This is a genomic window from Roseovarius dicentrarchi, from assembly GCF_003316635.1.
Taxonomy (GTDB): domain Bacteria; phylum Pseudomonadota; class Alphaproteobacteria; order Rhodobacterales; family Rhodobacteraceae; genus Roseovarius; species Roseovarius dicentrarchi.
In genome coordinates this window covers 57,180-71,223 of record NZ_QNQP01000017.1, presented here as the reverse complement: position 1 = coordinate 71,223, position 14,044 = coordinate 57,180, and the positions used below count along the sequence as shown (strand labels likewise).

Below are 14,044 nucleotides of genomic sequence, written 5' to 3'. Positions count from 1 at the left end.
GGCGTCTTCGGCGGCATGGCGGCGGGCGCCTGGGGCTGGGGCGCGCTGGCCGAAAGCCACGGCGCCGGGCAGGCGATGCTGGGCGCCGCCGCGCTGCTGGTGCTGGGCGCGCTGGCGGGGCTGGCGGTGCCGCTGCCCGATTCCACCGATCTGAACCTCGACCCGCTGGATCATTTCACCGAGCCGCCCCTGCGCCTGAACCTGCGCCAGCGCAGCGGGCCGATCATGATCCTGATCGACTATGACATCGCCCAGGACGACGTGCAGGAATTTCTGGAGGTAATGCACCAGCGCCGCCGCATCCGCATCCGCGATGGCGCGCAGAAATGGACGCTGCTGCGCGATCTGGAAAACCCCGATGTCTGGACCGAAACCTATCACGTGCCGACATGGGTGGAATATGTGCGCCACCACGAGCGCCGCACGCAGGCCGACAAGGAATCCTACACCCGCCTGATCCGCCTGCATCGCGGGCCGGGCGCGCCGGTGGTGCATCGCATGATCGAACGGCAGGCGATCCCGGCCTATGACGACATGCCGCCCAAACCGCCGGAGTGACGCCTTTTTGACAGGGACAGGGTCCGCTCACGTTCCGCCGCTTATCGGCGCTCTGCTCTGCGGGGCAGCGTCTTGGCGCAGGCGTGTTTCCGCCGGTGGGGGCAATTCACGATCACGGGGCGAAACCTTCACGCGTCTCAGCCGTTGCAGATGCACATCACACTCGAAAGGAGCGTTCACCATGTTTATGCCAAACGTCAAATACACCGCCCTTGCCGCCGCAGCCTGCGCCGCGCTGGCCATTCCCGCATCGGCCGAAACGATCACATATACCGCCGATCTGACCGCGGGCGCCGAGGTTCCGCCAAATGACAGCGGCGCCACCGGCACTGCCGATGTCACCGTCGATACCGAAGCGAAAACCGTCGCCTGGACCGTCGAATATGACGGGCTGACAGGTGACGCGACCGCGGCCCATATCCACGGACCCGCAGCCGAGGGGGAAAACGCCGGGCCGGTCATCACGATGTCCGACATCAACGAAGGCGAGGCCGAGATCACAGACGAGCAGATCGCCGAGCTGGAAGACGGCAAATATTACGTGAACATTCACACCGAGCAGAACCCGGACGGTGAAATTCGCGGACAGCTGACCAAAGCCGACTAACCGCATCATCGCAATTCCGGGCCCAGAGTCATCTGGGCCCGGATGCCCCGGATCGGGGTGACATGCAGCGCCAGGTTGACACGGCCCAAACGGGCCTGGCGGCCTGGCGTTTTGATTTTGGCACACGCGCCGCGCGTAGCGCTTTATGCTGGCGCAGGATAATGAACGGTCTCGTCTGCCGCCCGCGTGGCGCCCGGCGTCGGGGTTGCGGCATCCTCACGCCTGTTGCCCATCAGATGCGTGACCTCATGCCCGTTCAGCAAAAGATAGTCCGTAATGATGCGGCGGTGACAGCGCCACCAGACGGCCTCGGAACACATCAGCGCGACCCGGCGCGCGCTGCCAAGGCGGACCAGCTCGGCAAATGCCTCCGCGAATTTATCGGACAGGGCGTAATCGGCGTAATTCTGAAAACTTTGATTGCGCCACAGCGCATTGACGCAGTCCGCGACCTCGGGCTGCTGTTTTCGTCGGCCGCCAAGGGCAGGCATGTGGCAATATCCGATCTGCCGCCCCGCAAGGTCACCCGGCAGCGTGTCTGTGTTGAACACGGGGTTCGTGCGCGAGCGCGGGAAACTGCGCACGTCGACGACCATCTGAACACCTGCATGCTGCAAGATGTCCATGAACTCCTCAAGACTGCGGTTCGAGTGGCCGACCGTGTAAAACCCGCCTGTCATCGCGCTATTTTCGTGAGCGCATCTTCCTTGTGCGCGGCGACGTGATCGGTCTTGTCGCTTTGAATCTCGTATTGCGGCGCGTCCTTCGAGGCGCGTCTGGTATGGCCCTTATACTCGAAATCGCTGGTGTGAACCTTGCTGATCGTGCCGGTCACATGGCCCGCCTCGGAATTCCATTTCACGTGGTCGCCCTTGCTGAACTTTGCCATTTCGCCATCCTCCTTGTCCCTGTAACGGCGGCTGGCGCGGGGCAGTTCCACCTTGCCGGGGGGCGGCAGATAGGCCTGCATGGCGACCTTGATCTATCATTCGACACACTGCGCATGAGGCGGGACTCGGCAGGGGGTCATGCGCTAAGCTTTGCAGTGTCGGACCCTCACGGCGACGCGGTCCGACTGTTTGTGCAAAATCTGGGCCATGTTCGCGGCCTGATCACGGGGGGGATAGCCATGTCTGACGACCAAGAGCGCGCGCCGCACCTGCATGTGCCAGAGCCGGCCATTCGCCCCGGCGGGGTGCCGGATTTCTCGCATGTGCAAATCCCGCCTGCCGGGTCGGTGCGCCGCCCCGATCCGGGCGAGACGCCGGAGAACATGCGCGATCTGGCCTTTACCATCATCCGCGTGCTGGACCGCGACGGCGCGGCGGTCGGCCCATGGGCCGAGGCGCTGGAGGGGGCGCTGGACGATGAGGCGCTGCGCAAGGGGCTGCGCGACATGATGCTGCTGCGCGCCTATGACACAAGGATGCTGACGGCGCAGCGGCAGGGCAAATCGTCGTTCTACATGCAGCATCTGGGCGAAGAGGCGATTTCCTGCGCCTTTCAGACCGCGCTGCGCAAGGGCGACATGAATTTCCCCACCTACCGGCAGGCCGGTCTGCTGGTGGCGTCGGGCTATCCGCTGGTGACGATGATGTGCCAGGTTTTCTCGAATGACGCCGATCCGGGCCACGGGCGGCAGTTGCCGGTGTTCTACAGCGCGCGCGATCATGGGTTTTTCTCGATCTCGGGCAATCTGGCGACGCAATATGTGCAGGCGGTCGGCTGGGCGATGGCGGCGGCGATCCGGGGGGACCGGCATCTGGCGGTGGGCTGGATCGGCGACGGCTCGACCGCCGAAAGCGATTTTCACGGCGCGCTGGTCTTTGCCTCGACCTACAAACCGCCGGTGATTTTGAACATCGTCAACAATCAGTGGGCGATCTCCACCTTTCAGGGCATCGCGCGGGGCGGGGCAGGCACGTTTGCGGCGCGCGCGCATGGCTTTGGCATTCCGGCGCTGCGGGTGGACGGCAATGATTATCTGGCGGTGCGCGCCGCCGCCGACTGGGCGGTTCAGCGGGCGCGCCGCGATCTGGGGCCGACGCTGATCGAATATGTCACCTACCGCGCGGGCGGGCATTCCACCTCGGACGATCCCGCCGCCTACCGCCCCAAGGAGGAGGGCGCGGCATGGCCGCTGGGCGATCCGATCCTGCGGCTGAAGGCGCATCTGATTGCCCGTGATCTGTGGAGCGAGGACCGCCACCGCCAGGCCGAGGCCGAAGTCATGGACGAGGTCATCACCGCCCAAAAAGAGGCCGAGGCGATCGGCACGCTGCATTCGGGCAAGCGCCCCAGCCCGCGCTATATGTTTGACGATGTCTTTGCCGAAATGCCGCCGCATCTGATCCGGCAACGTACCGAAATGGGGTATTGATATGGCCCGCATGACCATGATCGAAGCCATCCGCGACGCCCACATGGTCGCGATGGAGCGTGACCCGGACGTGATCGTCATGGGGCAGGATGTGGGATATTTCGGCGGCGTGTTCCGCTGCACCGCCGGGCTGCAAGAGAAATTCGGCGTGACGCGGTGCTTTGATGCGCCGATCAGCGAGCTGGGCATCATCGGCACCGCGTTCGGCATGGCCGCCTATGGGCTAAGGCCGGTCGTGGAAATCCAGTTCGCCGATTACATGTATCCCGGATACGATCAAATCGTGTCAGAGGCGGCGCGCCTGCGCTATCGCTCGGCCGGGGAATTTACCTGCCCGATGGTGGTGCGGATGCCCACGGGCGGCGGCATTTTCGGCGGGCTGACCCACAGCCAAAGCCCCGAGGCGCTGTTTACCCATGTGGCGGGCCTGAAAACCGTCGTGCCATCCAACCCGCGCGATGCCAAGGGGCTGCTGCTGGCCGCAATCGCCGACCCCGATCCGGTCATCTTTCTGGAGCCGAAGCGGCTCTATAACGGCCCGTTTGACGGGCATTTCGACCGGCCCACGCAATCATGGGCGGGTCACGATCTGGGCGAGGTGGACAGCGGCTATTTCGAGGTGCCGCTGGGCCGCGCGTCGGTGGTGCGGGGCGGATCGGGCGCCACGATAATCGCCTATGGCACGATGGTGCATGTCGCGCTGGCCGCCGTGGCGGAATCGGGCGCCGATGTCGAGGTGATTGACCTGCGCACCCTGTTGCCGCTGGATCTGGACTGTATTACGCAATCGGTTTGCAAGACCGGGCGCTGCATCGTGCTGCACGAGGCGACGCTGACCTCGGGCTTTGGCGCCGAGATTGCGGCGCTGGTGCAGGCCGAATGTTTCTACAGCCTTGAGGCGCCGGTGGTGCGGGTTGCGGGCTGGGACACGCCCTATCCCCATGCGCAGGAAAAGGCGTATTTTCCGGGGCCGGCGCGGGTGATCCGCGCCATCAACACCGTTTTGGAGGGCTGAGAATGGCCGAGCATATCTTTAAACTGCCCGATATCGGCGAGGGCATCGCCGAGGCCGAGCTGGCGGAATGGCGCGTCAAGGTGGGCGATATCATCCGCGAGGATGACGTGATTTGCGAGATCACGACGGACAAGGCCACGGTTGAAATCCCCGCCTCGGTCAGTGGCACGGTTTTGTGGCTGGGCTGCGCGCCGGGCGACACCGTCGCCATCGGCAGCGATCTGATCGGGATCGACAGCGAGGCGGCGGAGGAGGAGGACGCAGAGGAACAGGACGCGCAGCAGGATGCGCCACCGCCGGCAGACACAGCCGCGCCTTCCCCGGACCCCGGTGACAAGCCGCTGGCCGCGCCGGCGGTGCGCGCGCGTGCGCGCAGCATGGGCATTGATCTGGCGCAGGTCCACGGCACCGGCCCAAAGGGGCGTGTCCTGCACGAGGATCTGGACGGCCTGGCCGCGCCTGCGGCATCGCCCCGGCGCAGCGGGCAGCAGGAGATTCGCGTGACCGGCGTGCGCCGCCAGATCGCCGAGCGGATGGCGCTGTCAAAATCGCGCATCCCGCATTTTTCAATCATCGAAGAGGTGGACGTCGACGCGCTGGAGGATCTGCGCGCGCAGCTGAACCAGCAGCACGGCGCGGCGCGCGGCAAGCTGACAGTGCTGCCCTTTGTCCTGCGTGCGCTGGCGCAGGTGATCGCCCGCCACCCCGAGGTGAACTCGCATTACGATGACGAGGCCGGCGTCATCACCCGGCACGCGGCGCTGCATTGCGGCATCGCCACGCAAACGGATAGCGGCCTGATGGTACCGGTCCTGCGCCACGCCGAGGCGCTGGATCTGTGGCAGGCCGCGCGCGACATCCGCCGCCTGTCGGAGGCGGCGCGGGGCCGCACGGCGGCGCCGTCCGATCTGGCCGGATCGACCCTGACGATCACATCGCTGGGGCCGCTGGGGGCGCTGGCCACGACGCCGATCATCAATCATCCGGAGGTCGCAATCATTGGTATCAACAGGATCGCCGTGCGCCCGGTGTGGCAGCATGGCGCGTTTGTGCCGCGCCGGATGATGAACCTGTCATGCAGTTTCGATCACCGGGTGGTGGACGGGTTTGTGGCCGCCGAATTTGTCGCGCAGATGAAAACCCTGCTGGAGGCGCCGGCGCTGCTGTTCATGGAAGCGCGCGACGACTGATCCGGCTGCAAGCTGCCGGTCAGACCTCAAGCGCGGTGTCCAGCAGTTTGGCCAGCGCGGAAATCAGCGCCGCGCGCTCGGCATCGGTCAGCCCGGCGCATAGCGCGTTTTCGGTGCCCGATTGCGCGGCCATTGCCTGATTGGCGATCTCAACGCCCGCCTGCGTCAGTTGCACATGCGTCACGCGCCGGTCGCCGCTGTCGTTTTGCCGCAATATCAGGCCGCGCCGTTCCAGCCGGGCCAGCAGGTTTGACATGCCCCCCGAGGAAAACAGAATGGTTTCCAGCAGTTGTTTCTGGGTCAGGCTGTAGGGTGCGCCCGAGGCGCGCAATGTCGCCAGCACGCCGTATTCGGGATATTTCAGATCAAACTGCGCCAGCGTGGCGTTGAACAGCTGGTTCAGAACGCCGCTGAGGGCCACCACCCGTCCGCACACCGCCTTGCCGGACGAATCAAGCGCGGGCAGCTCGTCCTGCCACATCCGCAGCCCGGTTTTGACCCGGTCCTCCAGACTTGCGGGCCGGGAGGGCCGCATCTTGTGCAAGGAGGTCATGGCGGTTCTCCGAAGTTTCCTGATGCCTGGCTACACTTAGCAGGGTATCATAGGATCACCAAAAGCTTTTATGAAAGCTTTTCCCGAAACTATCTTGACACTCAACCCGGCGGCGCGCCATCCTTTCGGGCAATATTGTCAAAGAAACCGACAGGGATGAGACAGATGACACAAGAAAACTCCGCGTCTCCGACACGTTTCGCCGCCGGGGCGCTGATTGCCGCCGGATTGGCCGGGGCGATGGTTGCACCTGCTGCGGCCGAGGACACGCTGACAGTGGCGACATTCGGCGGCTCGTTCCTGGACGCGGTCGAAAAATGCCACATCCCGCCTTTACCGAGGCGATGGGCGCCAAGGTGCAGACGGTTCTGGGCAGTTCGGTGCAGCATGCCGCATCGGTGCGCGCGATGGGCGCCAGCTCGGATTACGATGTGGTCTATATCGACGATTCCGCCGCCATGCAGCTGAAGGTCGAGGATCTGACCCACGCGCTGGACCCCGCCGCCCTGAGCAGCGCACCGGACCTGGACCCGCGCGCCTTTGGGCCGGACAATGATTTTGTCGTGTTCATGACCGGGGCGACGGCGATTGCCTATAACCCCGAAATGGTTAGCCAGGCCCCGACCAGCTGGACAGACCTGTTTGCCGACGACATGAAGGGGCAGGTGGCCATCGGCGACGTGACCGGCACATCGGGCTGGCAGTTCCTGCTGGCGGTGAACAATATGAACGGCGGCACGCTGGACGATATCACACCGGGGATCGAGGCGATCACACCGCTCGCCAAGGATGCGGTGGTGATGTACACGCAGGCCGACCAGCTGCTGGCGCTGTTTGCGCGCGGCGAAATCGCCATGGCGCCGTGGTATCCCGACCGGGCCGGATCGGCCGCCGACGAAGGGCTGCCGATTGCAATCGCATACCCCGAAGAGGGCGCCGTGGGCATCCGCCCGACCGTGCTGATCCCCGAGGGCAGCGCGCACAAGGATCTGGCGGCGCAGTATATCGACACGGTGCTGTCAAAGCCGGTGCAGGAATGTTTTGCCGAAAACAAATACGCCGGCCCGATCAACCTGAAGGCCGAGCTGTCGGACAAGGCAGCGGCGATTGTGCCAAATGGCGTGACGCTGGAAAACCTGTGGTTCATCGACGCGGCGGAAACATCCTCGCGGCTGTCGGGCTGGATTGATCGCTGGCAGCGCGAAGTCGCCCGCTGAACCCATGATTTGACCGGGCCGCGCGCCCCTTTAACCTGAATGGAATAGTGCATGGCCCGGCTTGAACTGGACCGACTGGTCAAACGGTTTGCAGATGCCGACGTCGTCAAGGGCGTCTCATTGGCGGTCGAAGAAGGCGAGCTGGTGTCGCTGCTGGGCCCGTCCGGCTGCGGCAAGACGACGATCCTGCGCATGATCGCCGGATTGCTGGAGCCGTCGGGCGGCGCGGTGCGCGTGGCGGGCGAGGATATCACCAGAACGATCCCGGCGCGGCGCGATATCGGGCTGGTGTTTCAGTCCTACGCGTTGTTTCCGCATATGACCGTGTTTGAAAACGTCGCCTTTGGCCTGCGCCGCCGGGGCGTCAAGGGCCCCGATCTGACCCGCCGCGTGGACGAGGCGCTGGGAATGGTGCAGCTGGGCCATCTGGGCGACCGCTATCCGCGCCAGATGTCGGGCGGCCAGCAACAGCGCGTGGCACTGGCCCGCGCCGTGGCGCCGCGCCCGCGTCTTTTGCTGTTTGACGAGCCGCTGTCGAACCTTGACGCGCAGCTGCGCGACCAGATGCAGATCGAGCTGAAGCAGATGCAGAAACAGCTGGGCATCACCAGCGTTTTCGTCACCCATGACCAGACCGAGGCGATGACGATTTCGGATCGGATCTGTATTCTGGCCGATGGCCGGATTCAGCAATATGCCACCCCCGAGGAGATCTATGACCGGCCCGCCAACGGGTTTGTCGCGCGGTTCATTGGCCGGTCCAACCGCTATCAGGGCCGCGTTCACGCCCCCGGCATTGTTCAGCTGGAGGGCGGCGCGCGGCTGGCGGTGGAGGATGTGCCGGCGCCCGGCACGGCGGTGGAAATCGTCATCCGGCACGAGGATGCCGCGCTGCTGGCGCTGCCTGCGGATGGCGGCAATACGCTGTCCGGCACCATCCGCCTGCGGTCCTTCATCGGATCGCGGGTGCAATATGTGCTGGATCTGGACGGCGGCGCGGAATTTGTCGCCGAAGTTGCGGCATCCGGGCCGGCCGGCCGCTTTGGCCCCGGTGAAAAGGTGGCGGTGCAGATTGACGCCGGGCGCGCCTTTGTCGCGCCCATCGCGGCGGAGGGGGCGGCGGCATGATGCGCCCGTGGAAGGGGGTCGCGCTGGCCTCGCCCTTGCTGATCATCTTGCTGGTCATCTTCCTGACGCCTGTGCTGATCATGCTGCCGACGTCGTTTCACGAATATGTGCCGGGCAAGGGCACGTCGGATGCGTGGACGCTGTCAAATTACACCCGCATCCTGACCGATGGCTATTACCGCGAAATCGTCGGGCGCACCCTGCTGATGGGGGCGATCGTGACGGCGCTGACCTTTGTGCTGGGCTATCCGCTGGCGCTGTTCATGGCGCGCACCACGCCGTTCTGGCGGGCCACGGCGACGCTGTTGGTGATCTTTCCGCTGTTTCTGAATCTGGTGGTGCGGTCGTTTGGCTGGATCACGATCCTGGCCAATCGCGGCATCGTCAATAATTTCCTGATGGATATAGGCCTGATCGACAGCCCAATCCGGCTGCTGTTCAATCTGACCGGCCTCGTGATTGGCCTGACGCATATCTACCTGCCGTTCATGGTGCTGATGCTGCTGAGCGCGATCCAGAACATCCCCCGCGACGTGGAGCAGGCGGCGGCAACGCTGGCCGCGGGCCGGTTGCGGATTTTCTTTACCATCACGCTGCCGCTGACGGCGCCGGGCATTCTGGCCGGGTCGATCCTTGTGTTCGTGCTGACCATCAGCGCGCTGGTGACGCCCCGCCTGCTGGGCGGGCCGACCTACAAGGTGATGGCCACGCTGATCTATGACGAATTCATGCTGAAACTTGACTGGCCCTCGGGCACGTCCTTTGCGTTTATCCTGACGTTGATCACGCTGGCGATAATCTGGGGCGCGGGCCGGATCGCGCGGCGCTGGTCGGGGGGCACGGCATGACGCGCCCCTCGGTTCTGTTGACCGCGTTTGCGGGTCTGGTGCTGATTTTCCTGCAACTGCCGGTGATCGTGGTGGCGATCAGCGCCTTTACCGAAACGTCCTATCTGACGTTCCCGCCGCAGGGCTTTACCCTGCGCTGGTTTGGCGAGGTTCTGACCGATCCGGGCTGGCTGTCGGCCATCGGGTTCAGCCTGCTGCTGGCGTTCATGGCGACCTTTGCGTCGCTGGTGGTGGGCACTGCCGCCGCCTATGCGATCAGCCGCCGGATGATCCCCGGATCGGAGGCGATCGCGTCGTTCCTGATGGCGCCGCTGGTATTTCCCGCCGTGGTGATCGGGGTGGCGCTGCTGCAATTTTATGCGGTGGTGGGCTGGCGCGGCAACTTCGCGGCGCTGATTGCGGCGCATGTCGTATTGACCTCGCCCTATGTGGTGCGCGCCTGCCTGTCCAGCCTGTCGGGCGTCAAGATCGATCTGAAAGAGGCCGCCGGCACGCTGGGCGCCAGCGGGTTTACCACCTTTCGGCTGGTGACGCTGCCGCTGCTGAAGCCGGGCATGGTGGCGGGCGGATTTTTCTCGTTCATCACGTCGCTGGACAACGTGCCGGTCACCATCTTCCTGCTGGGGCCGGGCCAGACCACGCTGCCGGTCAAGATCTTTACCGCCATTGATCAGGGCGGGGTCGATCCCGGCCTTGCGGCGATTTCCACCATCCTGATCCTTGTGACCGGCACGGCGCTGGCCATTGCGGAACGCTGGGTTGGTTTTTCCCGATTTGTCTAAGGATCCGAACATGTCATTCACCTCGCGCGGGTTTCCGCTGTTCCTGACTTTCGATTTCGACGCCGAAACCCTGTGGACGGCCCGTGACAAGGAGAACGCGGGCAAGCCCATCGTCATGTCGCAGGGGCGCTATGGCTGGAAGCGTGGCATCTGGCGGGTTCTGGAGCTGCTGCGCCGCCATGATCTGAACGTGACATTCTTTGTGCCCGGTCTGGTGGTCGAGGCGCATCCAGACATCATGGAGGCGATCCTGAAAGACGGTCACGAGATCGCGCATCATTCGCACACCCACACCTGGATCACGCAGCTGACGCTGGAGCAGGAGCGCGAGGAGATGGAAAAGGGCATCGAGGCAATCCAGAAGGTCGCCGGATACCGCCCGCGCGGCTGGCGTTCGCCCGCGGCGGAATTCAGCCGGCACACGCTGGGCCTGATCGAGGAATACGGGTTCGATTATTCATCGAACTTCTTTGACGATGACGAGCCGTATCTGCTGGAGATCAACGGCCGCCAGACGGACATTGTCGAACTGCCGTTCCGCTGGGTGCTGGATGATGCGCCGTTCTTTCACTATGCGGTGTCATTGCCGGGCCGCACGATGCAGGCGCCTTCGGCCTTGCTAGAGGCATGGACGCTGGAATTTGACGCGCTGCGCGCCGAGGACCGGATGATGCTGATCGCGATGCATCCGCAAATCATCGGCCAGCCGTCGCGCCTGTGGGTGCTGGAGCGGTTTCTGGAACATGTCGCCAAGGCCGATAACGTCTGGATCGGGCGCTGTGACCGGATGACCGACGACATTCGCGCCGGACTGAAAGGCGCGCGGCCATGACCGGGGATCTGGCCGCGCCCGCCGTGGGCCGTCTGGAGGGGCGCCGCATCCTGATTGCGGGCAGCGCCAGCGGCATCGGCCGCGAGACGCTGCGCCTGTTCCGCGCGCAGGGCGCCAATGTGGCCGCGCTGGATTTGCGCGTTGACGATACCGAACAGGGCTTTGCCGCCGACATCACCGATGGCGCCGCCTGCCGCGCGGCGGTCGAGGCCGCAACCCGCGCCATGGGCGGGCTGGATGGTATGGTGAACTGCGTTGGCATCGACCTTGAGGCGCCGATTGGCGATATGACAGACGCCGATTGGGACCGGGTGATTGCCGTCAACCTGACCGGCGCGATGATCCTGTGCCGGGCGGTTCTGCCCGCCATGCGCGCCGCTGGCGGCGGCACCATCGTCAACATGTCCTCGGCGGCGGGGCTGTCGCCGCTCAGCCACCGCAGCGCCTATTGCACCAGCAAGGCGGGGCTGAACATGTTCGGCAAATGTCTGGCGATGGAGCTGGGACCGGAGAATATCCGCGTCAATACCGCCGGCGCCGTGGATACGCCGCTGTTCCGGTCGTCCTATGAGGATTTCCAGAACGCCGAGGAACGCCTGTCGGCCATTCGCGCCCGCTATGCGATGCGCCGCGTGGCAGAGCCGTGCGAAATCGCCAGTGCGGCGCTCTATTTGACCGAGGCGGGGTCGTCCTATGTGACCGGCGCGGCGCTGGCCGTTGACGGCGGGCGGAGCTTTCATTGACGCAGCGTTCCGCCCTTGTGACGGCCGGCGCCGGCGGCATTGGCGCGGCCACGGTGCGTCATCTGGCGGCGCAGGGCCTGCGCGTGGCCGCCTTTGATCTGGATGCCGAGGCGCTGCGCGCGCTGCCCGCCGGCGTGCTGACCTGCGCGGTGGACGGCACCGATGCCGATGCCATGGCGGGCGCGCTGCAAAAGGTCCGGCAGGATCTGGGGCCGGTCGATATCCTGTTCAACAACCTTGGCCAGAGCGCGCGCGACAAGGGCAGCCGTTTCGATGTCTCGGACGAGGCGACATGGCGCTTCGTGCTGGAGGTGTCGTTGCTGTCGACAATGCGCACCACGCGCGCCCTGGTGCCGGAGATGGCGGCGCGCGGCTGGGGCCGGGTTATCAACATGTCCAGCGATGCGGCCTTTGTCGGGGATGCGGGGCTGGTGGATTATGCGGCGGCCAAGATGGGCGTTGTCGGCTTCACCCGCGCCTTGGCGCGCGAGGTTGCGGCGCAGGGCATCACCGTCAACGCCGTCGCCCCCGGCGCCATCCGCACCCGTGCGCATGACACGCTGGCGTCCGATGTGCTGGACCGGATCAAGGCCGCGACGCCCGCCGGTTTCGTCGGCGCGCCCGAGGATGTGGCGGCAACAATCGGGTTTCTGGCCTCAGACGGGGCGCGGTTCATCACCGGTCAGACGATCCTGATCGACGGTGGCCGGTGGATGCTGTGAGGGGGGGGGCACCATGACTGATCTGGCCGACAAAAGCGCGCGGGAGCTGGCGCAGGGATACCGCGAAAATGCGTTCTCCCCCGTCGAGGTGATGCAGGCCGTGCTGGACCGCTGCGCCGCGCGCAAGGATCTGAATGCCTTCGTGACGCTGGTTCCGGAAATGGCGCTGGCCGGTGCCAGGGCCGCCGAGGACCGCCAGCAGCGCGGCGATGACCTGCCGCCGCTGCACGGGCTGCCCTATTCGGTCAAGGATCTGACCCTGACCAAGGGCGTGCGCACCACCATGGGATCGCGGGTGATGGCGGATCATGTGCCCGATCACGATGCCGTCGCCGTGGCGCGGGCCAAAGCGGCGGGCGCGATCCTGATCGGCAAGACGACGACGCCGGAATTTGGCCACAAGATACATACCTCTGCGCCGCTGTTCGGGCGCACGCTGAACCCGCATTCCCCGGATGTGACGGCGGGCGGATCGTCCGGCGGCGCGGCGGTTGCGGTGGCGACGGGGCAGGGGCCGCTGGCACTGGGAACCGATGGCGGCGGATCGGTGCGCATCCCCTCCGCCTGTTGCGGCACCGTGGGGTTGAAGCCGACGCAGGGCAGCATTCCCAACCTTCAGGCCGCCGATCTGTTCGGCTCCAACGTCTATGTCGCGCCGATGGCGCGCGACGTGGCCGATACGCGGCTGCTGTTCGATGCGGTGCGGGGGTTTGACCGGCGCGATCCGTTTGGTCAGGCCACCCTGCCCGCGCCGCGCCATGTGCGCACGCTGAACGGGCTGCGCGTGGCGTGGCTGCCGCAGGCCGGCAACCCCGTCGACACCGAGATTGCGGCGATTACGGCAGGCGCCATGCGCCGGATCGAAGGGGCGGGCGCGCGTGTCGAAGAGGTGCAGCTGGATTTTGCCGCGCTGGAGCCGCATTTCATGACCGTGCTGGAAACCCTGCTGGCCGGGCGGGTGGCCACGGTTGCCGAGGCTGATCTGGACCTGATCGACCCCACCTTGATGGTTCACGTCGAAAATGGCCGCAGCCACACGGCACTGGCGCTGGCCGCCGCAAACGCGGCGCGCAGCCGCGCGTTTCAGCAGGTTCAGGACGTGCTGAGCCGGTTTGACATCATCGCATCGCCCACCTTGTCGGCGCCGCCCTTGCCGCATGACATGGACCCGCACGGATCGGTGCCGATCAACGGCGTGCCGTCGGGGCGGGTGCGGGCGGTCTGGTATCCCTATACCATTGCCACGAACCTGACCGGGCATCCCTCGATCTCGGTCCCGTGCGGATGGGACAGCCGCCGCCTGCCGGTGGGGTTTCACATGACGGCCGCGTGGTATCAGGAGGATTTCCTGCTGGATTGCGCGGCGATGGCCGAACAGCTGTTCGCGTTCGATCTGGCCGCGCATCAACGCTGATCCGCCGGCCGCCAGATCATGGGTGATCGCCACCTGCCCGCCCCGCTGGCCCACA

General features: G+C 65.4%; 16 protein-coding genes. 13 read left to right on the top strand and 3 right to left on the bottom strand.

Going from position 1 to position 14,044, the window contains the following annotated elements; genetic code table 11:
- The coding region (locus DQ230_RS12540) for an MFS transporter (RefSeq protein ID WP_203228068.1) at positions 1 to 558 on the top strand (558 nt) is incomplete at its 5' end.
- Between the two features lie 181 nt (positions 559 to 739).
- Positions 740 to 1,165 (top strand): CHRD domain-containing protein, encoded by a 426-nt coding sequence (locus DQ230_RS12535; protein ID WP_113912965.1) that lies wholly within the window; start codon positions 740 to 742, stop codon positions 1,163 to 1,165.
- Positions 1,166 to 1,308: 143 nt separating this feature from the next.
- Here DQ230_RS12535 and DQ230_RS12530 read toward each other — a convergent pair whose 3' ends face one another.
- Together DQ230_RS12530 and DQ230_RS12525 are read right to left on the bottom strand one after the other, a co-directional pair.
- A complete protein-coding gene (locus DQ230_RS12530; protein ID WP_113912964.1) occupies positions 1,309 to 1,845 on the bottom strand; it encodes a DUF488 domain-containing protein in 537 nt (178 codons plus the stop codon).
- Entirely contained in the window at positions 1,842 to 2,135 is a 294-nt protein-coding gene (locus DQ230_RS12525) for a hypervirulence associated TUDOR domain-containing protein (RefSeq protein WP_338050520.1), read from the bottom strand. Before DQ230_RS12525 ends, DQ230_RS12530 begins: the two co-directional genes overlap by 4 nt.
- Before the next feature lie 159 nt (positions 2,136 to 2,294).
- On the opposite strand from DQ230_RS12525, the gene DQ230_RS12520 reads away from it, so the two are divergent.
- The 3 genes from DQ230_RS12520 to DQ230_RS12510 are packed head-to-tail and all read left to right on the top strand — an operon-like array spanning position 2,295 to position 5,750.
- Positions 2,295 to 3,545, top strand: coding sequence for a thiamine pyrophosphate-dependent enzyme (locus DQ230_RS12520; protein WP_113912973.1), 1,251 nt, complete (start codon positions 2,295 to 2,297; stop codon positions 3,543 to 3,545).
- 1 nt (position 3,546) lies between these two features.
- Positions 3,547 to 4,560: an alpha-ketoacid dehydrogenase subunit beta gene (locus tag DQ230_RS12515; RefSeq protein WP_113912963.1), complete on the top strand. Its 1,014-nt coding sequence runs from the start codon at positions 3,547 to 3,549 to the stop codon at positions 4,558 to 4,560.
- 2 nt (positions 4,561 to 4,562) lie between these two features.
- A complete protein-coding gene (locus tag DQ230_RS12510; RefSeq protein ID WP_113912962.1) occupies positions 4,563 to 5,750 on the top strand; it encodes a dihydrolipoamide acetyltransferase family protein in 1,188 nt (395 codons plus the stop codon).
- A 19-nt stretch (positions 5,751 to 5,769) separates the two neighbouring features.
- Here DQ230_RS12510 and DQ230_RS12505 read toward each other — a convergent pair whose 3' ends face one another.
- Complete coding sequence (locus DQ230_RS12505) at positions 5,770 to 6,303, bottom strand: MarR family winged helix-turn-helix transcriptional regulator (RefSeq protein WP_113912961.1); 534 nt, start codon at positions 6,301 to 6,303, stop codon at positions 5,770 to 5,772.
- Positions 6,304 to 6,620: 317 nt separating this feature from the next.
- Between DQ230_RS12505 and DQ230_RS12500 the strand changes: the two genes are divergently transcribed.
- Genes DQ230_RS12500 through DQ230_RS12465 form a run of 8 tightly spaced genes read left to right on the top strand, consistent with a single transcriptional unit; the run spans position 6,621 to position 13,989 of the window.
- Positions 6,621 to 7,520, top strand: a complete 900-nt coding sequence (locus DQ230_RS12500; RefSeq protein WP_203228067.1) for an extracellular solute-binding protein — start codon at positions 6,621 to 6,623, stop codon at positions 7,518 to 7,520.
- Positions 7,521 to 7,571: 51 nt separating this feature from the next.
- A complete protein-coding gene (locus DQ230_RS12495) occupies positions 7,572 to 8,648 on the top strand; it encodes an ABC transporter ATP-binding protein (protein ID WP_113912960.1) in 1,077 nt (358 codons plus the stop codon).
- On the top strand, positions 8,645 to 9,496 hold the full coding sequence (locus DQ230_RS12490) for an ABC transporter permease (protein ID WP_113912959.1): 852 nt from the start codon (positions 8,645 to 8,647) through the stop codon (positions 9,494 to 9,496). Before DQ230_RS12495 ends, DQ230_RS12490 begins: the two co-directional genes overlap by 4 nt.
- Positions 9,493 to 10,278, top strand: coding sequence for an ABC transporter permease (locus DQ230_RS12485; RefSeq protein ID WP_113912958.1), 786 nt, complete (start codon positions 9,493 to 9,495; stop codon positions 10,276 to 10,278). Before DQ230_RS12490 ends, DQ230_RS12485 begins: the two co-directional genes overlap by 4 nt.
- A 10-nt stretch (positions 10,279 to 10,288) precedes the next feature.
- On the top strand, positions 10,289 to 11,110 hold the full coding sequence (locus DQ230_RS12480; RefSeq protein ID WP_113912957.1) for a polysaccharide deacetylase family protein: 822 nt from the start codon (positions 10,289 to 10,291) through the stop codon (positions 11,108 to 11,110).
- Complete coding sequence (locus DQ230_RS12475) at positions 11,107 to 11,853, top strand: SDR family NAD(P)-dependent oxidoreductase (RefSeq protein WP_113912956.1); 747 nt, start codon at positions 11,107 to 11,109, stop codon at positions 11,851 to 11,853. The genes DQ230_RS12480 and DQ230_RS12475 overlap by 4 nt, the downstream gene beginning before the upstream one ends.
- Positions 11,850 to 12,575: an SDR family NAD(P)-dependent oxidoreductase gene (locus DQ230_RS12470; RefSeq protein ID WP_113912955.1), complete on the top strand. Its 726-nt coding sequence runs from the start codon at positions 11,850 to 11,852 to the stop codon at positions 12,573 to 12,575. The genes DQ230_RS12475 and DQ230_RS12470 overlap by 4 nt, the downstream gene beginning before the upstream one ends.
- 13 nt (positions 12,576 to 12,588) lie before the next feature.
- A complete protein-coding gene (locus DQ230_RS12465) occupies positions 12,589 to 13,989 on the top strand; it encodes an amidase (protein ID WP_113912954.1) in 1,401 nt (466 codons plus the stop codon).
- Positions 13,990 to 14,044 lie beyond the last annotated feature (55 nt).